Raw genomic sequence first — 20,753 nt, 5'->3', positions numbered from 1 at the left:
TTTTTATCGCTGATTAACAGCTTTCATCACGCGCGCAATGTCGCGGTTTTGCTCACGACGTTTGATAGACTCCCGTTTGTCGTAGTCATGCTTCCCTTTAGCTAGGCCTAAAAGAAGCTTGGCATAGCCATCTTTGATATAGACCTTAAGGGGAACCAGTGTCATTCCTGTTCCTTTAGTCTCTTGTTCTAATTTTTGGATTTGTTTCTTATGGAGCAGGAGTTTACGACGACGTTCTGGTTCTTGGTTCCAGATATTGCCCTCTTCGTAAGGAGCGATATGAACATTGCTCAACCAAACTTCTCCATTTTTCACTTGAGCAAAGCCATCCTTGAGATTGATTCGAGCAGCTCGCACACTCTTGATTTCAGTTCCAGTCAGGACCATTCCTGCTTCTAGCGTATCTACGATTGTATAGTCGTGGCGCGCCTTTTTATTTTGTGCGACGACCTTTCCCTCGCCCTTTGCCATGCTTAGCTCCTTTCTTAGCTACTTCCTTGTAAAAGGGTTTCTTTCCTTTTTTCTTCTTGTCTTTTTGTGAATGCTTGCGCTTATCATTTGAGCGTCCTGATTTTCTCTTATCTTCCTTCTTATCTGAACGACGACTGGAACCACGCCCTCTGTCATTTCGACTAGACTGTTTCAAGCCTTTTTCAATCACATCAAACTCACTTGGGATGTAAGAGAAGTCAATTTCACCTGTCATCTTGTCGGCTCTTTCAACTCGGATACGGATTTGCTGACCTACACGGAAGGTTGTCCCCGATTTTTCCCCACGAAGAGTCAAATCACGCTCATTGAAATGGTAAAATTCAGGTAGATTTGTGATGTGAATCAAACCTTCAACCGTATTTGGCAATTCGACAAAGAGACCGAATTTAACGATGCTAGACACAACCGCATCGTACTCTTCACCCACGTATTCTTCCATATACTCAGCCTTTTTCATGGCTTCGACTTCACGCTCAGCCTCGATAGCACGACGCTCACGGTTGGAAGACTGGGTCGCAATCTCTGGGATCACTTGCTCAAAATGCTCTGCTATTTCCTTAGAACGGCCGTAATCACGAATCATACGGTGAACAAGAAGGTCTGGATAACGACGAATCGGGCTGGTAAAGTGAGTGTAATAGTCAGCAGCTAGTCCATAGTGGCCGTGATTGTGCTCTGAATAGCGAGCCTGCTGCATGGAGCGAAGAAGCATCATGGACAATACATCCGCATAAGGCTCTCCCTCAACAGTACGCATGATGTCTTGGAGCGCCTCCTGGCTAATCTCACTGGCTGTCCCATAAATATGCAAGCCAAAGCTAGAAGCATAATCAATAAACTTCTGAACCTTTTCAGCCTTTGGCTCCTCGTGAATCCGATAGATAAAAGGTAAATCCAACTTGCTGAAATGCTCGGCAACTGTTTCGTTGGCCATCAACATAAAGGACTCAATCATACGCTCGGCAACACCACGCTGACGAAGAACGATATCAACAGGCTTACCCTGTTTATCCACTAAAATCTTCGCTTCGTTGGTATCAAAATTAAGGGCTCCACGTTTCATACGCATGTTTTCTAGAGTTTCATGGAGCTTAGCCATGAGTTGAATACTTGGAACAATTTTCTGATATTCTTGTCTCTTTTCCTCATCGCCAGCTAGGATATCATTGACATCGCTATAGGTCATACGGAAGCTTGTCTTGATAACCGTTTGTGTGATGGTGTAGTTGACTACACGACCATGTTTATCAATCTCCATAATGGCAGACTGGGTCAGGCGGTCAACTTGCGGATTGAGCGAGCAGATACCATTTGAAAGGCGTTCTGGTAGCATTGGGACCACACGGTCTGTCACATAGACAGAAGTTGCGCGGTTAAGGGCTTCCTTGTCAAGGGCAGAACCCTCGGTCACATAGTAGGAAACATCTGCGATGTGAACACCAAGCTCCAGATTCCCATTTTTCAAGGCCTTGATATGCACCGCATCGTCCAAGTCCTTGGCATCAGCACCATCAATGGTAAAGGTAATCTCATCTCTTAGATCCAGACGACCTTCCATATCCTTTTGAGACGGAGCATCAGGCACACTTTCTGCTTCCTTAACAACAGCCTCTGGAAATTCTGAGACAATGTCCATTGATTCCAAAACCTCAAGGACATCAATTCCGACATCCGTTGAATGTCCCACCACATCGAGGACACTAGCGACAAAGAAATCATGTTTCTTGCTTGGGTATTTATCGATAAAGACCTTGAGAACTTCTGTTCCTTCTAGTTTTAGGGCTGGTTTCTTAACATAAATCGGTTGACTGATTTTCTGATTCTTTGAACGAATATAGCCAGCATACTTAGGCTTTTCCTGATCCAGAACGATTTGACCGACAACTGTTGTCAAACTATGTTCTAAGATATCAATAATTTTGGCTTCTGCTGCTGTTCCCTTATTGCGGTCAGCTACTTTCTTTATCACGACCTCAACGGTATCACCATCAATAGCATAGTTGACATCGTTTTTCCCTACAAAAAGGTCGTCCTCCTCGCCTTCCAGACTAACAAAGCCAAAGCCATTTTTGTGGGCATGAAAAATCCCCTTGAGAGTAATCTCATGTTTTTTCTTAACTTCCAAGGTCAGACTGCCATCTTCTTCAAAGCGAATCTGGTGCTTTCTTTCCATTAGGGACAAGGTTTTAATCAACTCACGAAAATCCTTGGAACCATCTTTTCCCAAAGCCTGAGCCAAGTCATTGACAGTTACCTTTCTCTTGTCTTGCAAATATTCTTTTATTCTATCTTTCATATTTTCTTTCTAGATTTTTTATTTTCTTTTACTGTAAAACCTTCTCAACATCATTAAAAATAAAAACAGGCAAAGACCTAGTCCTGCCCATTATTTTCTTATCTACTTGATAATACCGTCAATGCTAAGGCAATGGCTAGCCAGAAAAAGACTAAAATCCCTGTCAAACGCTGCATTACAGCTTCGAAACCGCGTGCTTTACTGCGTTCAAACAAATCACCTGAGCTGGCATCAAATACATTGCTGGATTGGTTTTTGGTTGGTTGCATGAAAATTGCAATTACAATCACAACAGATAATACTAATAAAATGGTTAATAATAGGTTATACATATCAAACTCCTTAAAATCCCTATTATTTTACCATAAAATCTACTTAGATTCAAGATGTAGGGTTACTTTTCTTTCCTTGGGACAATACTTTAAAACCTCGATCTTGTCTGGATGGGTTTTTGAATTTTTACTGGTTAGGTAATTGATACTGCCACAAGAGGAGCATTTGAGATTAATTTTTACTCGCACTAGATTTCCTTTACTTTTAATAATGTTCGAAATTGAAGAAGGTTAAAGAGACAACTAAAGGCAACACAAAGGCTTGTCGCATAAAAGACAGCATGGTAGCCAAATTGACCTGCTACTGCAGAACCTGCCATGGGACCAACAACACCTCCCAGATAAAAGAATACCTGATTGAAGGCAAAGACCCTCGAAATGCCGGCTTTGGGAGTCATTTTGCTGAGTAGGGCATTAACCCCGGGAATCAAGGCACCGGTTCCAAGTCCAAAGAGGAAACGATAAAGTCCTAGTTGAAGGGGGCTAGAGGCATTGGCACAGAGGAGATAGATGATGACTGAATAAAACTGGGCGACAACCAAGAGGCGATGGTTGCCCACCTTGTCACCTAGCTTTCCCATAACTCCTGCACTCATCATACTGGAAAAGCCCATACTGGATACAATCAAACCAGAGACAAAAAGAAGATTCTCTGTCTGGCCTAAGTCGCGTACATAAAGAGCTAAGATAGGGCCGATTGATTGGGCTGAAAATTGGATGACAAAACTGGTCAGAAAGAGGTTGACCAAAAGATAGGGATATTTAACTGATGTAAACAATTCCTTTGTTGGAATGGCCTTTTCCTTGGCTACTGGTTGAAAATCTTCCTTGATAAAGCAAATAGTTAAAACAGCAGCTAAGAATAGAAAACTACCAACCAGTAAGAAAACAGTACGAATGCCAAATAATTCTGCGATAAAGCCACCAATAAAGGGACCCGTTAGAGTACCTGCAACTACGCCTGTAGACAAAGTACCTAAGGCAGTTCCTGATTTCTCCTTTGGAACCTGACTGGCTATCAAGGCCGTTGCATTGGGAACAAAACCCGCAAATACACCGTTTAATAACCGAAGAAAGATTAACCAATAGATATTTGGCACAAAGGCCAAACCTCCCATAGTAATGGTCATGGCCATGCCTGCTCGAATCATCATGGGCTTTCGACCGTATTTGTCAGCAAGGATACCCCAGATAGGAGAAAAGAGCGCCGCAGAAATAGCAGAGACAGAAATAGCTAAGCCTGCATAAAAAGCGACTTGCTCACTCCCTACACCTAGATTTTCCACAAAGATAGGCATAAAGGGCACAACCAAAGAAATACTGGCTCCAGTCAGAAAATTACCAAACCAGGCAATGCGCAGATTATCCTTCCAGTTAATCTCTGTCATCTTGCTTACCTCCCTCAAGCAGGGAGAATACCTGAGTAAGAAGCTGGTCTTGATTTCCATTGTTGTTTAAAACATGGTTGGCCAAATATTTCTTTTTCTCTAAAGACCACTGGGCTGCCAGACGAAACTCAGCTTCATCTTTGGACAACTGGTCCCTTTTCATTAAGCGTTCTACTTGGACATCTCGGTCCACATAGACCAACCAAGTCTCATCAAACCAAGAGACGTAGTCCTGCTCAAAAAGTAGGGGAATATCCATGAAGAAAATTTCTTCTGTCTGAGCCAACTGGTCTCTCAACGTAGCTAGCTCCTCACGGATAATCTTTCCTTGGATTCGCTTAGACCATTCCTGTTCTTCAGGATTTGAAAAGATAAGACTAGCTAGGAGAGGGCGATTAAGTTCTCCGTTTTCAAGGATGATTTCTTGCCCAAAGTGCTGGACTAGAGCCTCAAACAGACGACCACCAGGTTTCTGTAGTTGGTGGACGACTGCGTCGGCATCCACTACTTGAAAGCCTTGCTTTCTTAGAAAATTTGTCACGGTTGACTTACCAGAGGCAATTCCCCCAGTGATTCCAATGATTTTTCCCATCAGCCCCTCCTTTGGCACTGAGGACAAAAATGGGTGCCTCGTCCACCTAGTTGGATTTTCTCAATGATGGTACCACAGCGTACACATTCTTGACCAGCCTTATCATAGACCTGATGAAAATCCTGCATGGTTCCATCTTCCCCAAAGGCATTGGTATAGGTCCGAATGGTGGAACCACCTTTTTCAACAGCCTGTCCCAATACAGCAATGGTCTGGTCATGAATGGCAGTCGCTTCTTCTGCTGTCAAAGTCTGGGAAGGTCTAGCTGGATGAACCTGAGCTCGCCAGAGAACCTCATCCACATAGATATTGCCAAGTCCAGCTACCAAAGTCTGGTCTAAAAGATGGGATTTGATAGGCTTTTTGGACTTGGCTAGGGCAGCTTGAAAGACCTGCACATCAAAGTCTTGTTCGCTTGGTTCAGGACCTAATTTTTTAGAAATAAAGTAGGCATCCAAAAGGTCAGGCGCCAAGAGTTCCATAGTACCAAACTTGCGTACATCCTCATAAACAAGCGTCCCACCATCTTCAAACTGAAAGAAAACATGGGCATGCTTGCGTTCGGGAACTTGATACGGATAATAAAAATACTTGCCCTCCATCCGCAGATGGGAAATCAAGACCTTATCTGTTAGGTAAAACAGCAAATATTTGCCACGACGTCCCATTGACTCAATAATCTGACCAGGCAGTTCCTTTTGAAACTCGTTCAAATCCGTCTTAATCATCTTGGGATAGCGAATTTCTACACTCGAAATCTTCTTTCCCAAAATCAATTTTTCTAAGCCACGACGAACGGTTTCAACCTCAGGTAATTCAGGCATAAGTCCTCCTTCTGTAAAAACAAGAAGCAGGCATAAGCCCACCTCTACTTAGTATTCTTTTTCATTATAGCCAAAGTCAGCCAAATCTAGCTTTTTATCGCGCCAGTTTTTCTTGACCTTAACCCATGTTTCCAGGAAGACCTTGTCTCCTAGCATGAGTTCAATATCACGACGAGCCATGCTACCAATTTTCTTAAGCATAGCACCACCTTTACCGATGATAATCCCTTTTTGACTATCACGCTCGACCATGATGGTTGCACGGATGTGAACCTTGTCTGTCTCTTCATCTCGTTTCATAGAATCCACAACTACTGCGACAGAATGCGGAATCTCTTCACGAGTTAGGTGCAAGACTTTCTCGCGAACCATTTCTGAAACCAAGAAACGTTCTGGATGATCTGTAATTTGATCAGACGGGAAATACTGGAATCCTTCATCCAGATTTTCACTCAAAATATCCACTAGACGAGAGACGTTATTGCCCTGAAGGGCTGAGATTGGAACGATTTCCTTAAAGTCCATTTGATTACGAAAATCATCAATCTGAGACAAGAGCTGGTCTGGATGAACCTTATCAATCTTGTTCACAACCAAAATCACAGGAACCTTGGCAGCCTTGAGGCGCTCGATAATCATGTCGTCTCCCTTACCACGCGCTTCATCAGCAGGCACCATGAAAAGAACGGTATCCACTTCGCGAAGGGTACTGTAGGCAGACTCAACCATGAAATCTCCTAGAGCTGTTTTAGGTTTGTGAATCCCTGGTGTGTCGATAAAGACGATTTGTTCCTTATCAGTCGTGTAAATTCCCATGATTTTGTTGCGCGTTGTCTGCGCCTTGTCACTCATGATGGCAATCTTTTGCCCCATGACGTGGTTTAAAAATGTTGACTTCCCAACATTGGGACGTCCTAAAATGGCTACAAAGCCTGATTTAAAAGTCATAATTTCCTCTTACTGTTTAAAATAATAAATCCCAGATTCGTGGGAGAAAAATCAATGCGCCTGTTAAGGCTGCGAAAAGAGAGACCACTAATACCGCGCCAGCCGCCATATCCTTGGCATTTTTAGCCAGCATGGAAAAGTGATAGTGACTGGCCAAATCCACCACATTTTCAATAGCAGAGTTGATAATCTCAAACGCTACTACCAAGAAAATGCTCAATAGGAGAAAGAGCCATTCGATTCGTGACACCTGAAAAACAAAACCTGCAAGAATGACTACAAGAGCCGTCACTGCATGTTTTCGCATATTGCGTTCTTCCTTGATAGCAGTAAAAATCCCTGTGATGGCAAATTCTAAACTGGATATCAGGTCACGATTTTTCCATTTTCGTTTATTGTCTTGTGAGTCCATAGGCTGTCAAAATTTCTTCTTGTAAACCGAACATCTCCGCTTCTTCTTCCGGAGTGTAGTGATCATAGCCGTTGATATGTAAAAAGCCGTGTACTGCCAAGAAGCCCATCTCACGCTCAAAGCTATGGCCATATTCCTCAGCCTGCTCATGTGCCTTATCGATAGAGATGAACAATTCCCCAATATAGGCATCAAACTCAGACATCATCTCTGCCAATTCCGGATTTTCAAGCAAATCCTCTTCGTCAAAGGCAATTTCCAACTCTGGCTTATATTCAAGGCTGATAACATCTGTCGGACGGTCTGTGTCACGGTACTCCAGATTGAGCTCATGACTACGCTCATTGGTCACAAAGGTAACTGCCATTTCCTTGTCTTCTTTTCCTAATTTTTGGGCTGCAAATTCCAAAATTTCTTGGGTTTGTTGCAACATTTCTTTTGAAACTTGACCAGTTTCATCTACCATTTCAATATACATGTGCTTCTCGTTTCTCTTTACTTGGCTTTATTATACCACATTTCCATGATTTTATTCTACCTTTTTGATATAATACTATGGAATACAATCACAAGGAGAGAACGATGTCATTTGACGGATTTTTTTTACACCACATGGTTGAGGAATTGCGAAGAGAGTTAGTGAACGGTCGCATCCAGAAAATCAATCAGCCTTTTGAACAAGAATTGGTCTTGCAAATCCGCAGCAATCGCCAAAGTCATCGTCTGCTCCTTTCTGCCCATCCTGTTTTTGGACGCATTCAGCTGACCCAAACGACTTTTGAAAATCCAGCCCAACCTTCTACCTTTATCATGGTTTTGAGAAAGTATTTGCAGGGTGCCCTGATTGAATCGATTGAGCAAGTGGAAAATGATCGTATTGTGGAAATGACAGTTTCCAATAAAAACGAGATTGGAGATCATATCCAGGCAACCTTGATTATCGAAATTATGGGGAAACACAGTAATATTCTACTGGTTGATAAAAGTAGCCACAAAATCCTCGAAGTTATCAAACACGTTGGTTTTTCACAAAATAGCTACCGCACCTTGCTCCCTGGATCGACCTATATCGCTCCGCCAAGTACGGAATCTCTCAATCCTTTTACTATCAAGGATGAAAAGCTCTTTGAAATCCTACAAACTCAGGAAACGAGAGCAAAAAATCTTCAAAGCCTCTTTCAAGGTCTGGGACGTGATACGGCAAATGAATTGGAAAGCATACTGGTTAGTGATAAACTATCTACTTTCCGTAACTTTTTCAATCAAGAAACCCAGCCATGCTTGACTGAGACTTCCTTCAGTCCAGTTCCTTTTGCAAATCAGGTGGGAGAGCCTTTTGCCAGTCTTTCTGATTTGTTGGACACCTACTATAAGGATAAGGCTGAGCGCGACCGCGTCAAACAGCAAGCCAGTGAACTCATTCGCCGTGTTGAAAATGAACTTCAAAAAAATCGCCATAAGCTGAAAAAACAAGAAAAAGAGTTACTGGCGACAGACAACGCTGAAGAATTTCGCCAAAAAGGAGAATTGCTAACAACCTTCCTCCACCAAGTGCCTAACGACCAAGACCAGGTTATCCTAGACAACTACTACACCAACCAACCTATCACGATTGCACTTGATAAGGCTCTGACTCCCAACCAGAATGCCCAACGCTACTTTAAACGGTATCAGAAATTAAAAGAAGCTGTCAAATACTTGACTGATCTGATTGAGGAAACCAAGGCCACTATTCTCTATTTGGAAAGTGTAGAAACCGTCCTCAACCAAGCTGGACTGGAAGAAATCGCTGAAATCCGTGAAGAATTGATTCAAACAGGTTTTATCCGCAGAAGACAGCGAGAAAAAATTCAGAAGCGCAAAAAGCCAGAACAATATCTAGCAAGCGATGGCAAAACCATCATCTATGTCGGCCGCAATAACCTACAAAACGAGGAGCTAACCTTTAAAATGGCCCGCAAGGAGGAGCTTTGGTTCCATGCCAAGGACATTCCTGGAAGCCATGTTGTCATCTCAGGAAATCTTGACCCATCTGATGAAGTCAAGACAGACGCGGCAGAGCTAGCCGCCTACTTCTCTCAAGGTCGCCTGTCAAATCTGGTCCAGGTAGATATGATTGAAGTCAAGAAACTCAACAAACCAACTGGTGGAAAACCCGGCTTTGTCACCTACACAGGGCAAAAGACCCTCCGTGTCACACCAGACCCAGAAAAAATCGCATCCATGAAAAAATCCTGATTCGACTTGAAATCAGGATTTTTAGCTTATACTCTTCGAAAATCAAATTCAAACCACGTCAACGTCACCTTGCCGTACTCAAGTACAGCCTGCGGCTAGTTTCCTAGTTTGCTCTTTGATTTTCATTGAGTATTATACACAAATCATATTCAATTATAGGACTAATCTTTGCCACCTAGTTTCTCATTGATTTTCATCATCACACTAGCAATTTTTTCACCCCAATAAGGATCTGAGGCATATTCCACATTCATACCAGATGCCTTGTTTCCAAGGAAAGTTCTGCCCCTATCGATATAATTTTCCTTAATCCACTTGGTTGCTCCTAAAATACCCTTATCCACATCATCAAATGTCTTGGCAGAAAGGTAAGGGGTCGTATCATAGGCTGTAATACCAAAGAAATTATTCTTATCTCTTGCAATCTTGCTACGTCCCCAGTCGCTTTCTAAGGCACTATGAGCAAGGAGATAGAGGGCATTGATATGGTAATGTTCTTCAGCTTCCTTAAAGGTAGCTCCCTTATTTTCCAAGAGACTATTGTCAATATTTAACAAACTAAATACCTTATCCAAATCTTCAGCACTGTAGTTTGTAGCCTCTGTCAAATCTTTGAAAAGGAAGGGATTTTCAAGGTTAAAACCATCAAAATGCAGCCCATCTGCCGAATAATATTTCTTGCCTGCTTCCATATCAGAAAGATGAGCAGCTACTGGGATACTAGCATTCTGAGCCACATAGTGATAAAAACGATGCCCATCACTCTCATAATAAGGGATAAAGTCCTTACTAGCATCTAGTGCTTGTAAATCTTCTGTTTTCATATAACCTGACAAACCAGAAATAGTAATAGCCAAGCGCTTGTCATCACTTTTTCTATCCTTGTCTAGCCAGACAACACTACCTTGTGATATATAGGACAGCTTTTCACCATCTGCATCATAAACATTTGCTGTGACAGGTACTACTTGATAGTAAGCAGCATTTTCGTTTGTAGCTTTTTCTCCAAGCCACTTTCCATCGCTTCCAAGCTGATAACCATCTACTGTCTCATTTTTCGCCATGTAGCCGCCAGATTTGAAGTAGTACCAGGCTTGACTTTTAGAATCGTATAGCCATTCTTTCTCAGCCATTTTACCATCAGATTTGAGATAAAACCAAGATTCCTTATCCCAAATCCATTCATTTGCTGCCATATAGCCACCGGATTTTAGATAATAATAGTGACCATTTTCGAAAATCCATTCTTTATCAGCATGATTCCCATTTTCTTTGATGTAAAACCAAGATTGGTATTGTTTGTCAAAAAGCCAACCTTGCTGTACTTTGGCACCACTAGCATTCACATAAGCCTGCTCAATCCACTGACTTGTTAGTAAATAACCACCAGATTTAAAATAATAGTCCTTCCCCTTGATTTGGAGCCATTCTTTCTCTGCGTGTTGTCCATCTGCTTTGATATAAAACCAAGCATCATATTGAGAATCATAGACCCAGTCTTCTATTACCTTGGCACCTGTAGCACCGACATAGGAAGCTCCTAGCCAAGCATTTCTTTTCATCTTTCCATCTTGGTCAAGATAATAGAAGGCTCCCTTGTCTTCTACCCATTCTGATTTTGCCATATAGCCACCAGATTTGAGGTAAAAATAGTCGTCACCTTGTTTTAGCCATTCGTTTTCAGCATAGTTTGCATCTGCTTTGATATAAAACCAAGATTGATAATGAGCATCAAAAACCCACTCATTGGCTGCTCGACTACCATCTGCTTTCAGGTATTGTTTTCCTTGCCAAGTACCATCGCTAGCCATTGCACTCTCTGGTCTGACTAAGAAAAATAGCAGGGCTAAAAAAATAAATTTTAATTTCTTCATTAACTTTCTTCCTCTGTTCTTACTCATTTCATTATATCAAAATTCTCTATAATCAACATTACAAACTAATAAAAAATCAAGAACAGATTGATTGCAGGTTACCTCAGAGACTCTTTTACTTCCTTGCGTAGATCTTCCAGACTGCTAATGCCGTATTTGTCCATGACTTTTGGTAAATTTTCGATGATATCAGGGCAGGCATAAGGATTGGTAAAGTTGGCTGTTCCAACTCCAATAGCAGATGCTCCAGCCAGATACATTTCTAGGGCAGCTTCTGCCGAATCCACTCCTCCCATTCCAATGATGGGCAGGTCTGTTGTTTGAGCGACTTGGCGGATGAGTTTGAGAGCTACTGGAAAGACTGCTGGACCAGACATTCCACCTGTTCCATTGGCCAAGATTGGTTTTCTGGTTTTGAGGTCAAAGCGCATTCCAACCAGAGTATTAATCATGGTTAAGCCACTTGCTCCTGCATCTTCTGCAGCTTTTGCGACAGTAACGATATCGGTCACACTAGGAGTTAGTTTGACATAAACTGGTACATCAGAGGCTTCCACAGCTGCTTTCACCACATCATAAGCCAGATCAGGATCTTGACCAATCAAGAGTCCATGATTACAGTGGTCTACGTTGGGACAAGAAATATTGAGCTCAATAGCCTTCACATTAGCTGCCTTGGAAATACCATAAGAAACAGCTGCATACTCTTGTTTTGAAAAACCAGCTACATTGGCAATAATGGGAAGATTTGGATACTCTCTTTCTAACCAAGGTAACTTTTCAGCCAAAACAACTTCCAAACCAGGATTTTGCAAGCCAATTGCATTGAGCATACCAGCAGGCGTCTCTGCCACCCTTGGAGTTGGATTGCCAAAACGGGGTTCAAGAGTTGTCGCCTTGATCATAATAGAACCTAAAAGGTCTAAATCATAGTACTTGGCATACTCTTGACCAAAACCAAAACAGCCTGATGCTGGAATAATCGGATTTTTCAAATCCAAGCCTGGTAGAGAGACTTGTAAACGATTTGTAGTCATAATTTTCTCCTTATAATACAACTGTTCCTGTGCGGAAAACAGGGCCATCTTCACAGACACGTTGGCTGACCGTATCGCTTTCTGGCACTTTTAGGACGCAGGCATAGCAAGCCCCCATTCCACAAGCCATACGAGATTCCAGAGATAGATAGGCTCTTGGATGGTCATAAAAGGTTTGATTGATATACTTCATCATTCCAGGCGCCCCACATGAGTAAACAGCATCAAATTGATTGTCTAAATCCTTGATGACCACGGAGACATTCCCCTTAATGCCATAAGAACCATCATCTGTCGTTACAAAAACTTGACCATATTGAGCTAATTCCGTCTCTAAAATAACAGCATCCTTAGTCGCAAAACCGAGAACTGTCACTACTTTCACACCACTCTCATGCAATTCCTTGGCCACCTCAAGCAAGGGCGGAACACCAATACCCCCACCAACAAGGAGAACCTGGTTCTGCTCATCAAGGTCAGACAAGTCAAAACCATTCCCCTGAGGGCCCATCACATCAAGAGTATCCCCCTGACTTAAGGTTGAGAAAATAGCTGTCCCAGCCCCTTCAATCCGATAAATAAGATGACACTGCTTATTAGCCTTATCAATAGACGAAATTGAAATAGGACGACGCAAAAGATGGGCATCATCAGGCACACGCAGATGAAGAAATTGGCCTGCTCGCATGGCTTCAACCATTTCCCCTTCTAGAACTAATTCAAAGATTGCTGGCGCGATTTCCTCCTGTGCAACCACCTTCATGGTTTCCAAACGAATGGCACCCAAACGTTTCTTACATGTGGGATTCATGACTTTTCCTCCTTAAATTTTAAGGGGACCAGACAAAGAAAAGACCTTGCTAGTGCAAGGCCTCAGTTAAAATCGTACAAGACAAGAGAGCACACTCAAAAAGTCTCCTCTAAAAAATTGTACTATTCTTTTATCTGACACCTTGTGAGTCTCTCTGGACTCCCCTTAAAGGTTAAACTTTTATTAGTTTACTCTTTCAGCTAAAAAAAGTCAAGTAGAAAACGAACATTCTACTTAACTTCACGAGATTATTTTTCACGAATGACTTCGACCTTGTAGCCATCAGGGTCTTTGACAAAGTAATAGTTTGGTGCAGTTCCTGGTAGACCATTTGGCTCAGTAACTTCATAGCCTTTGGCACTGTGCTCTTGATGAAGCGCCTCAAGATCAGGTGTACTGAGGGCGATATGGGCAAACCCATCTCCAACCACATAAGGACCATGATCGTAGTTATAAGTCAACTCCAACTCATAGTCGTCACCCTCAAGACCTAGATAGACAATCGTGAAGGCATGGTCTGGAAAATCTCTGCGACGCAATTCTTTAAAACCAAAAGCATCTTGATAGAATGCAATTGATTTTTCAAGATTTTCTACTCGCAAGCAAGTATGTAGCATTTTTGAAGCCATATTTTTCTCCTTTATTTTCAAAAAGACTGGGACAATCCTGTTCCAGTCTTATCTGTTATTATTTACCAAGTTTTGCTTTAGCTGCATCTGCAAGAGCTGTGAAAGCTGCTGCATCATTAACAGCCAAGTCAGCAAGCATTTTACGGTTGACTTCGATCTCAGCCAATTTCAAACCATGCATCAATTGTGAGTATGAAAGTCCGTTCATACGAGCTGCCGCGTTGATACGAGTGATCCACAATTTGCGGAAGTCACGTTTTTTCTGACGACGGTCACGGTATGCATAGTAGTAAGAATTCATTACTTGTTCTTTTGCAGTACGGAACAAGATGTGTTTAGCTCCATAGTAACCTTTTGCTAATTTAAGAATACGTTTACGACGTTTGCGTGATACAACGCCACCTTTAACACGTGCCATGTTTTATTTCCTCCAAATATTTCCTAGAATTGTTTACTTACAGTCGAGCTATTATTTCAAGCGAGTAAGCATTGCTTTGATACGTTTGTAATCTCCTGAATGCACCATAGATGCTTTACGAAGATGACGACGTTGTTTCTTAGTTTTTCCGTGGAAACGGTGAGAAGTGTAAGCACGGAAACGTTTAAGTCCACCAGAACCTGTACGTTTGAAACGTTTAGCTGATGCGCGGTGTGTTTTTTGTTTTGGCATGATTTTTTCTCCTTTATTTAACTTTCTGACAATTATTTTTTGTCAGTCGCTGGCGCCAATTGCATGAACATTTGACGTCCATCCATTTTAGCACGCTGTTCGATGATGGCAATATCTTGAGTTGCTTCAGCAAACTCGGCTAAAACTTTTGCACCAATCTCTTTATGGGTAATCATACGACCCTTAAAGCGAATAGATACCTTAACTTTATTTCCTTTTTCAAGGAATTTGCGTGCATTGCGAAGTTTTGTATCAAAGTCACCCTTGTCAATAGTTGGACTTAGACGAACTTCTTTCACAGTAACAACACTTTGTTTTTTACGTTGTTCTTTTTGCTTCTTCTGGTACTCAAATTTGAACTTACCGTAGTCCATAATTTTTGCAACAGGCGGTTTGGCTTGGGGTTGAATCAACACTAGGTCAACATTAGCGTTATCAGCCAAAGCTTGCGCTTCACTGAGTGGCTTGATGCCTAGCTGTTCTCCTTCAAGACCAATCAAGCGAACTTCACGTACACGAATCTCATCATTGATGAATAAGTCTTGCTTTGCTATGGTTTTCACCTCTTTTGTTTTATTAGAGAAAAACAATAGCGGACTCGTAAATATACAAGCCCGCACGTTATGATAGCGTTTCTTAGAAACTTTTCATCCGTAGGGCCAGGCAACTTAATGTCACAAGGCGAGAAGCTCTCACTTCTGCTTTTCTCAACTTTTATATGATACCAAGTTTTCTAGACCTTGTCAAGATAAAAAGTTATTTTTTTGAAAAGTTTCTGTTTGTTAACCGACCGTTGAAGGAAAAATTTCGCCTTAAAATTCAAATTCCGAAAGAACATCTTGCCCGCTGGTGACCAATTTTGCCCCTTCTTGAATCAAATGATGGCAACCGTCTGATAGTCCATCTAAAATGCTACCAGGAATAGCAAAGACATCGCGCCCTTCCTCCATTGCCCTCTCACAGGTAATGAGACTACCTGAGCGCATCTTAGCCTCTGCTACAATCACACCTCGACAAAGTCCAGCGATGATGCGATTACGGGCAGGAAAATGAAATTTCAGAGGTTGTTCACCAGGTCCATATTCACTGAGAAGTAGATGATCATTTCCGATATAGTCTTGCAATCGTTTATTGGCTTTAGGATAAAACACATCTAGACCTGTTCCAATCACTGCAATGGTTTTTCCGCCATTCTGAAGAGCAGCCATATGAGCTGCTGTGTCAATGCCTTTGGCCAGTCCACTGACGATAACCAGTTCATTTTCCAAACCCTGAATAATTTTTTCAACCGACTTAGCTCCCTGTTTGCTACAAGCACGACTGCCCACAACCGCTACTTTTGGAAATTTCAAGAGGTCAAGATTTCCCTTGTAAAATAAAAGTACAGGCGCATCATATATTTCACTCAAATCCCAAGGGTAACAGTCATCTAAAATAGAGAAAGATGGAAATTTTTGAAACTCCTTCTCCAAATGCGTATCGTCTATCTGAAAATAACGTTCCATAAAAACAGCTGGATTTCTGCAACCTGATATATCTGCAATATCACCCAACAAAAGCTCCTGATCAACATTTTCACCGTATTCTAGGACCTTCAAAACCTGTTGATTGGTCAAACCTGATTTTTTTAACTTATAGATTTCATAGTTTGTGATTTTCATAAATAACTCCATTTCTTTTTCTAGTCATCTATTTATTCGTAAAAAATCAAAAAAACATCCGACTATTTCAGCCAGATGTTGAAATCTTTAATTTTCGTTTTTAAGAATTTCTTCTAATTTGTGGTAGTCTTGGACACTATCGATCTCATAGATGCTATTGCCTTCTAATTCTTCAACATAGACATCCAGCTCTTTGATATTGTCCTTAACCATATTGTCCCAGTAGAGATCAACAAATTCACCACTTGCATAAGCCTTGTCAATAAAGCTGACAATTTTTTCCGCAGTTGGAGCGTCCCAGAAGGATACACCACTAAGGATGCGACCTGCCTTACTATCAACAGTAATGTCTTGAACCTTGTAGTCATCTCCATAGACCAAGAACCATTCGTTGGTACAATCTTCACGATAAACACTAAAATAAGTCGAACGTGTCAGATTATTGCGGAACATATTTTTAAAGAGATAGTTATCTGCATCAATAACATAGCTGTTGGCCAATTCTTCTTTTACAAGATAGAGAGAGTAAAAGTTATTGTAGTCAGCGTATTTATCATTGAAAACGAGTCGAACTCCGTATTTCTCTTTTAAATAATCGAATTGTTCTTTAAGGTAACCAACGATGATGATGATGTCATGGATCCCTTTTTCTTTTAGAAACTCAATTTGGTATTCAATCAAAGGTTTTTGATTAACCTGAACCAAGGCTTTAGGGGTATTTTCAGTCATAGGACGCAAGCGAGTTCCCAATCCCGCTGCTAAGATAATGGCTTTCACACGAATCTCCTTTATTCTTTAATAATAATATAAACTCCAGCAATGACGACAAGTGACGTCATAATTGTCAGCATATCTAGCGGTGTACCCAAGAAAACAACTGCAAACAAGACAGTCCAAACTACATAACTCACGTTCAATCCTGTAGCCTTGGCTGGTTGCAAGCGATTGATAGCGATATAATAAGCCAAGTAGGAAATCATATCAAAGGCTGCAAAGACAATCATGAGACCTAGCAATTGTCCATTGGCTACTGCGGTAAATGACTGATGAGAGAAGAGCACAATCACAAGATAGGACAAGAATGAAGTCACTTGACGGATTAAGAGGGCTTCGATTTCACTCAATTCACTTTCCATGGCAAAAGAGCTAAGAACACTCTCGCTTCCCCATGCAATGGCACAAACCAAAGCACAGAGAATACCAATGTAGAAGGAATTAACCTGTTCAACCTTATAGGTCTGAGCAATTATCCCTCCAATAATCAAGACAATCCCAAATACAGTATTTTTTGAAATCTTGTGCTTCAAAAAGAAGAAAGCTAATAAAACTGAAATCGCAGGATAGATAGCGGATACTGATGAAGCTAAGGAACTTCCGATATACTTAACCGCATAAAGATTGGCCTGCATACCGATAGGGCCTGCTAGCAAGGCTCCGATGATAACACTAACATTGCGAATATTTAAGAAAATTGAGAGGCGAACTTTTCCTTCTTTTACCAAGAGAAAAGCTAGTAAGATAAAGATACTCAAGAAATCGTGAGCAGCGGCCACCACAAAGGGCGACAAATCTGTAAAAATCGAAAAGATATAAGCACTAATCGTTAGACCCAACCCCCAGAAAATACCTGAAAGTAGACCAAAAGAAACTCCATTTTTAGTTTTCATCTGAACCTCCATAATAAGCCAAACCTTTGACAGCTCTTTGGTAACGACTCACACCATAGTCACCAAAATCTGCACCTTGCTCTTCTTTATAGACTGTCCATAAACTCCAAATGATATCTTGTAAAATTTTATAAATGGTAATCTTTTCTCGAGAGACAGGTGTTTGGTCACTCTCATAGTGAGACAAGAAGTCTTCTTCCTCTTGACGAGTGAATTCAGACTCTAAAAAGAGGGCAGCCAAATCCCACATTGGATCGTTCATTGATGAATATTCCCAGTCAATCAGATAAAGTCGTCCTTGAGGTGATTCGATAAAGTTTTCAGGTACCAAATCGATATGACAAGATTTTCTGTCAACACCTAAGTCAGCCAGTCTTTTCTCTAAGGAGAAGACTTCTTCTCGAACAGCTTCATAGTTGGCATAAGGGATTTTTTCTTCAATCAAGGATTCGTATTTTTTGATTTCTTCAAAAGGAGCAAATTCTCCTCTTAATTCCTTGCCAGAAGAATGAATAGTTTGTAATATTGGAGCAATTTTATCAAATTTGGTCTTGATTGACCTTGAATCAAGCGTAATCGCAGATTCGATATACTCATTTACTTTGATACCAGCTTCAATATCAAAAAGATAATTTTTTACATCTAAGTCTAAATCCTTTAGTAGTTCAAGATTGTACTTTTCATCTTGACGATTGATCAGTTTTTCTGTCCCTTTACCAAAGAATTTAACAATGTATTGCTTATTTGTTGTTTTGACCAAATAGTTTTGATTGGTCATTCCCCCCAATTGTTCGACACTGAGGACTTCCTCTTCTGCACTAAGTAGGGAAGAAATTTTCTCTTTAATGATTTTCTCCACAATTAACCTCCAGCACTTATACTTCCCACTTAAACACGGTTTTAAAGGCTGTGTTTAAATCGGTTGCAAAGACACGGTGAATATCTTTAATTTCTCTTACAGGTTCTTCTAGATAAAGGATATTTTTAAGACGATTGGCAAATTTCTTGACTTCCATCATTTGGATTGCATTTTCAAAATCGATGCGACCAGAACGAGAGGAACCAACCAAGAGCAAGCCCTTTTCTAAGGCATCGCGTGTATTGAGATTGACTTTATACTCGCTAACACCCATCATGAGAATCGTTCCCTGAGGACGAATGTAGCGAATCAAATCATTGATAGCTGGTCCAGTACCATCACCACCACAACACTCAAAAGCATGGTCAAAGACCAAATCTTCAGGAATATTATCAGTGATATAGCATTCTTTGGCAAAAGAGAAGAGTTCCAACTTTTCCCAATGACGACCAATAACCACAATCTCTGCTTCTGGCAAAGTATAGTTGATAATATTGGCAACCACAAAAGCTAAACTTCCATCTCCGATAACGGCGATTCGGTTCCGCTTGCTATGAGCAAGAGCCAATAAGCGATTCATAGCATGCATGCCGACACTGACAAACTCTGTAATGGCTGCAACCGTATCTTCGATAGCATCATAAGCCACCACACGGTCTTTAGGAAGAGAAACAAACTCTCTCATAAAGCCATCAAATCCACTAGACAAGAAATGAGTCCCTGTCATGTAGTTCTCATAGAATTCTTCATTGCTCTGCATAGGAGGATGATTGGGAATCATGACAACTTTTTGCCCAACCTCATAGGTTCCTGTCGGATCAGAAATAACGGTTCCACATGACTCGTGAATCATTGCCATTGGAAGCTTTTTATTCAAAATCTTGGGATCACGTTTTCCCTGGTAGTAACGCTGATCCGCATGACATACAGCCATGTAGTTGGGACGGATAAGGATATGATTTTCTTGGTCAATAGCCTCTTCCTGGTATTTGACATTGATAAACTTGGGCTTAGTTAGTTGATAAATTTGATTAATCATTTTACTAGTCTTTCTCAATCATACTTTTTGCAATCTTCAAATCTGTTACGGTTGTAATTTTTAGATTTGAATATTCACCCTTGGCCAAGGCCACATCTTTTCCTTTGATCACAAAGATTTTACATGCATCTGTCAAGATTTCCTTCTCTTCAGCAGAGAGAGAACCATAAAGGTCCATGAAGTCCTTGCAACGGAATGTTTGAGGTGTTTGTCCTTGATAAAGGTGAGCACGATTTGGAATATCTGTAATGAATTGACCATTGGTACTTTCAACGATAGTATCAACCGCTTCTACCACTGTGTCCACTGCGTCATGATTGTGGGCAAGTTGGATATTGTCCTGAATCATGCGAAGCGTAATGAATGGACGAACAGAATCGTGGGTAACAACGATGTCCTCTGGAGTAAGCGGACGATAAGCATCGATAGCTTCAATGATTTTCTCAATACTCGTATTGCGGTCAGCACCACCTTTTGTAATGATGATACGATCCTTATGAAGAGGTAGATATTTATCTACAAGATCTTCTGCATGAGAAACCCAGTCTCCATGAACCCCAACTACAATTTTTTCAATACTTGGTTCCAAGACAAATTTTTCAATTGTATGAATCAAGATAGGTCGATCACCTAGCTCTAAAAATTGTTTTGGCAAGTTACTGATTCCCATGCGTGTGCCAGTTCCACCAGCAAGAATTCCTGCATAAATCATCTGTTTTCTCCTTTGTCTTACTAAAAAAACTTATTCTCTCTATTATACCACAATCTAGTCCTATCATGAAAGAAATACCGGCCCTCCCGTTCTAGAATAGAAGGATTAAGGAGTTCTATTATTCAAAGAAACTAGTCCATTTCTAGCAATGACCAGGAATTCTGTATCATTGCCAATAAATGGCTGTGAAATTTTAGAGTTCTTCAGAATAATATAGTTTTCTTAAAGAAAACTTAAAATTAAGCTTTGAAACTTCAAAGTGATTACTTGAC

General features: G+C 41.0%; 24 protein-coding genes and 1 other annotated feature. Of the genes, 1 reads left to right on the top strand and 23 read right to left on the bottom strand.

Annotated features, from left to right (window positions below):
- Nucleotides 1-3: 3 nt before the first annotated feature.
- From smpB to ybeY, 10 genes are all read right to left on the bottom strand, one after another.
- Nucleotides 4-471: an SsrA-binding protein SmpB gene (gene smpB / locus SMSK597_RS06870; protein WP_001051750.1), complete on the bottom strand. Its 468-nt coding sequence runs from the start codon at nt 469-471 to the stop codon at nt 4-6.
- On the bottom strand, nt 434-2,788 hold the full coding sequence (gene rnr, locus SMSK597_RS06865) for a ribonuclease R (protein WP_000654927.1): 2,355 nt from the start codon (nt 2,786-2,788) through the stop codon (nt 434-436). Before rnr ends, smpB begins: the two co-directional genes overlap by 38 nt.
- Nucleotides 2,789-2,886: 98 nt before the next feature.
- Nucleotides 2,887-3,120 (bottom strand): preprotein translocase subunit SecG, encoded by a 234-nt coding sequence (gene secG / locus SMSK597_RS06860; protein WP_000282517.1) that lies wholly within the window; start codon nt 3,118-3,120, stop codon nt 2,887-2,889.
- 39 nt (nt 3,121-3,159) lie between these two features.
- Nucleotides 3,160-3,309, bottom strand: a complete 150-nt coding sequence (gene rpmG, locus SMSK597_RS06855) for a 50S ribosomal protein L33 (protein WP_001809104.1) — start codon at nt 3,307-3,309, stop codon at nt 3,160-3,162.
- Nucleotides 3,309-4,508, bottom strand: coding sequence for a multidrug efflux MFS transporter PmrA (locus tag SMSK597_RS06850; protein WP_000136133.1), 1,200 nt, complete (start codon nt 4,506-4,508; stop codon nt 3,309-3,311). Before SMSK597_RS06850 ends, rpmG begins: the two co-directional genes overlap by 1 nt.
- Complete coding sequence (gene coaE, locus SMSK597_RS06845; RefSeq protein ID WP_000516181.1) at nt 4,495-5,100, bottom strand: dephospho-CoA kinase; 606 nt, start codon at nt 5,098-5,100, stop codon at nt 4,495-4,497. The genes SMSK597_RS06850 and coaE overlap by 14 nt, the downstream gene beginning before the upstream one ends.
- Nucleotides 5,100-5,924, bottom strand: coding sequence for a DNA-formamidopyrimidine glycosylase (gene mutM / locus SMSK597_RS06840; RefSeq protein ID WP_001114629.1), 825 nt, complete (start codon nt 5,922-5,924; stop codon nt 5,100-5,102). The genes coaE and mutM overlap by 1 nt, the downstream gene beginning before the upstream one ends.
- A 48-nt stretch (nt 5,925-5,972) precedes the next feature.
- Nucleotides 5,973-6,872: a GTPase Era gene (gene era, locus SMSK597_RS06835; RefSeq protein ID WP_000143264.1), complete on the bottom strand. Its 900-nt coding sequence runs from the start codon at nt 6,870-6,872 to the stop codon at nt 5,973-5,975.
- Between the two features lie 16 nt (nt 6,873-6,888).
- Nucleotides 6,889-7,284 carry a diacylglycerol kinase family protein gene (locus SMSK597_RS06830; protein ID WP_000378157.1) on the bottom strand — a complete coding sequence of 132 codons (396 nt, stop codon included), beginning with the start codon at nt 7,282-7,284 and terminating at the stop codon, nt 6,889-6,891.
- Complete coding sequence (ybeY, locus tag SMSK597_RS06825; protein WP_000275156.1) at nt 7,265-7,762, bottom strand: rRNA maturation RNase YbeY; 498 nt, start codon at nt 7,760-7,762, stop codon at nt 7,265-7,267. Before ybeY ends, SMSK597_RS06830 begins: the two co-directional genes overlap by 20 nt.
- A 104-nt stretch (nt 7,763-7,866) precedes the next feature.
- On the opposite strand from ybeY, the gene pavA reads away from it, so the two are divergent.
- Complete coding sequence (gene pavA, locus SMSK597_RS06820; RefSeq protein WP_000006747.1) at nt 7,867-9,522, top strand: Rqc2 family fibronectin-binding protein PavA; 1,656 nt, start codon at nt 7,867-7,869, stop codon at nt 9,520-9,522.
- Between the two features lie 161 nt (nt 9,523-9,683).
- Here the strand turns inward: pavA and SMSK597_RS06815 are convergent, their stop codons facing one another.
- The 13 genes from SMSK597_RS06815 to SMSK597_RS06755 form a co-directional block, all read right to left on the bottom strand.
- The gene (locus SMSK597_RS06815; protein ID WP_000734100.1) at nt 9,684-11,396 is read right to left on the bottom strand and encodes a glucosaminidase domain-containing protein; all 1,713 of its coding nucleotides are present in this window, start codon (nt 11,394-11,396) and stop codon (nt 9,684-9,686) included.
- A gap of 98 nt (nt 11,397-11,494) precedes the next feature.
- Nucleotides 11,495-12,481 carry a dihydroorotate dehydrogenase gene (locus SMSK597_RS06810; protein WP_176602557.1) on the bottom strand — a complete coding sequence of 329 codons (987 nt, stop codon included), beginning with the start codon at nt 12,479-12,481 and terminating at the stop codon, nt 11,495-11,497.
- Nucleotides 12,444-13,244, bottom strand: coding sequence for a dihydroorotate dehydrogenase electron transfer subunit (locus SMSK597_RS06805; protein ID WP_001070075.1), 801 nt, complete (start codon nt 13,242-13,244; stop codon nt 12,444-12,446). The genes SMSK597_RS06810 and SMSK597_RS06805 overlap by 38 nt, the downstream gene beginning before the upstream one ends.
- Before the next feature lie 248 nt (nt 13,245-13,492).
- Nucleotides 13,493-13,873, bottom strand: a complete 381-nt coding sequence (gloA, locus tag SMSK597_RS06800) for a lactoylglutathione lyase (RefSeq protein WP_000157153.1) — start codon at nt 13,871-13,873, stop codon at nt 13,493-13,495.
- A 58-nt stretch (nt 13,874-13,931) separates the two neighbouring features.
- A complete protein-coding gene (rplT, locus tag SMSK597_RS06795) occupies nt 13,932-14,291 on the bottom strand; it encodes a 50S ribosomal protein L20 (protein ID WP_000124834.1) in 360 nt (119 codons plus the stop codon).
- 51 nt (nt 14,292-14,342) lie between these two features.
- A complete protein-coding gene (gene rpmI, locus SMSK597_RS06790; RefSeq protein ID WP_001125943.1) occupies nt 14,343-14,543 on the bottom strand; it encodes a 50S ribosomal protein L35 in 201 nt (66 codons plus the stop codon).
- A gap of 32 nt (nt 14,544-14,575) precedes the next feature.
- Nucleotides 14,576-15,106: a translation initiation factor IF-3 gene (gene infC, locus SMSK597_RS06785; protein WP_000848180.1), complete on the bottom strand. Its 531-nt coding sequence runs from the start codon at nt 15,104-15,106 to the stop codon at nt 14,576-14,578.
- Between the two features lie 15 nt (nt 15,107-15,121).
- Nucleotides 15,122-15,253, bottom strand: a sequence feature (ribosomal protein L20 leader region).
- 102 nt (nt 15,254-15,355) lie between these two features.
- A complete protein-coding gene (gene dprA / locus SMSK597_RS06780) occupies nt 15,356-16,204 on the bottom strand; it encodes a DNA-processing protein DprA (protein ID WP_000705323.1) in 849 nt (282 codons plus the stop codon).
- Nucleotides 16,205-16,291: 87 nt separating this feature from the next.
- Complete coding sequence (locus SMSK597_RS06775; protein ID WP_000643960.1) at nt 16,292-16,981, bottom strand: sugar phosphate nucleotidyltransferase; 690 nt, start codon at nt 16,979-16,981, stop codon at nt 16,292-16,294.
- An 11-nt stretch (nt 16,982-16,992) separates the two neighbouring features.
- Nucleotides 16,993-17,871 carry a DMT family transporter gene (locus SMSK597_RS06770; protein ID WP_000850667.1) on the bottom strand — a complete coding sequence of 293 codons (879 nt, stop codon included), beginning with the start codon at nt 17,869-17,871 and terminating at the stop codon, nt 16,993-16,995.
- On the bottom strand, nt 17,861-18,730 hold the full coding sequence (locus tag SMSK597_RS06765) for a phosphotransferase (RefSeq protein ID WP_000411195.1): 870 nt from the start codon (nt 18,728-18,730) through the stop codon (nt 17,861-17,863). Before SMSK597_RS06765 ends, SMSK597_RS06770 begins: the two co-directional genes overlap by 11 nt.
- Nucleotides 18,731-18,746: 16 nt before the next feature.
- A complete protein-coding gene (locus SMSK597_RS06760; RefSeq protein ID WP_000609872.1) occupies nt 18,747-19,769 on the bottom strand; it encodes a ribitol-5-phosphate dehydrogenase in 1,023 nt (340 codons plus the stop codon).
- A 4-nt stretch (nt 19,770-19,773) separates the two neighbouring features.
- Nucleotides 19,774-20,481, bottom strand: a complete 708-nt coding sequence (locus SMSK597_RS06755; protein ID WP_000638488.1) for an IspD/TarI family cytidylyltransferase — start codon at nt 20,479-20,481, stop codon at nt 19,774-19,776.
- Nucleotides 20,482-20,753: the final 272 nt, after the last annotated feature.

This window comes from Streptococcus mitis SK597, from assembly GCF_000148545.1.
Taxonomy (GTDB): Bacteria; Bacillota; Bacilli; order Lactobacillales; family Streptococcaceae; genus Streptococcus; species Streptococcus mitis_C.
This window is presented reverse-complemented; position numbering and strand designations above follow the sequence as displayed.

Coding starts and splice junctions, on each gene's coding strand:
- rpmI (WP_001125943.1), bottom strand. CDS start 14,543: ATGCCAAAACAAAAAACACACCGCGCATCAGCTAAACGTTTCAAACGT.
- SMSK597_RS06755 (WP_000638488.1), bottom strand. CDS start 20,481: ATGATTTATGCAGGAATTCTTGCTGGTGGAACTGGCACACGCATGGGA.
- era (WP_000143264.1), bottom strand. CDS start 6,872: ATGACTTTTAAATCAGGCTTTGTAGCCATTTTAGGACGTCCCAATGTT.
- SMSK597_RS06850 (WP_000136133.1), bottom strand. CDS start 4,508: ATGACAGAGATTAACTGGAAGGATAATCTGCGCATTGCCTGGTTTGGT.
- rplT (WP_000124834.1), bottom strand. CDS start 14,291: ATGGCACGTGTTAAAGGTGGCGTTGTATCACGCAAACGTCGTAAACGT.
- secG (WP_000282517.1), bottom strand. CDS start 3,120: ATGTATAACCTATTATTAACCATTTTATTAGTATTATCTGTTGTGATT.
- SMSK597_RS06760 (WP_000609872.1), bottom strand. CDS start 19,769: ATGATTAATCAAATTTATCAACTAACTAAGCCCAAGTTTATCAATGTC.
- SMSK597_RS06810 (WP_176602557.1), bottom strand. CDS start 12,481: ATGGCCCTGTTTTCCGCACAGGAACAGTTGTATTATAAGGAGAAAATT.
- ybeY (WP_000275156.1), bottom strand. CDS start 7,762: ATGTATATTGAAATGGTAGATGAAACTGGTCAAGTTTCAAAAGAAATG.
- rnr (WP_000654927.1), bottom strand. CDS start 2,788: ATGAAAGATAGAATAAAAGAATATTTGCAAGACAAGAGAAAGGTAACT.
- gloA (WP_000157153.1), bottom strand. CDS start 13,873: ATGGCTTCAAAAATGCTACATACTTGCTTGCGAGTAGAAAATCTTGAA.
- mutM (WP_001114629.1), bottom strand. CDS start 5,924: ATGCCTGAATTACCTGAGGTTGAAACCGTTCGTCGTGGCTTAGAAAAA.
- SMSK597_RS06815 (WP_000734100.1), bottom strand. CDS start 11,396: ATGAAGAAATTAAAATTTATTTTTTTAGCCCTGCTATTTTTCTTAGTC.
- SMSK597_RS06770 (WP_000850667.1), bottom strand. CDS start 17,871: ATGAAAACTAAAAATGGAGTTTCTTTTGGTCTACTTTCAGGTATTTTC.
- SMSK597_RS06830 (WP_000378157.1), bottom strand. CDS start 7,284: ATGGACTCACAAGACAATAAACGAAAATGGAAAAATCGTGACCTGATA.
- dprA (WP_000705323.1), bottom strand. CDS start 16,204: ATGAAAATCACAAACTATGAAATCTATAAGTTAAAAAAATCAGGTTTG.
- smpB (WP_001051750.1), bottom strand. CDS start 471: ATGGCAAAGGGCGAGGGAAAGGTCGTCGCACAAAATAAAAAGGCGCGC.
- SMSK597_RS06805 (WP_001070075.1), bottom strand. CDS start 13,244: ATGAATCCCACATGTAAGAAACGTTTGGGTGCCATTCGTTTGGAAACC.
- pavA (WP_000006747.1), top strand. CDS start 7,867: ATGTCATTTGACGGATTTTTTTTACACCACATGGTTGAGGAATTGCGA.
- coaE (WP_000516181.1), bottom strand. CDS start 5,100: ATGGGAAAAATCATTGGAATCACTGGGGGAATTGCCTCTGGTAAGTCA.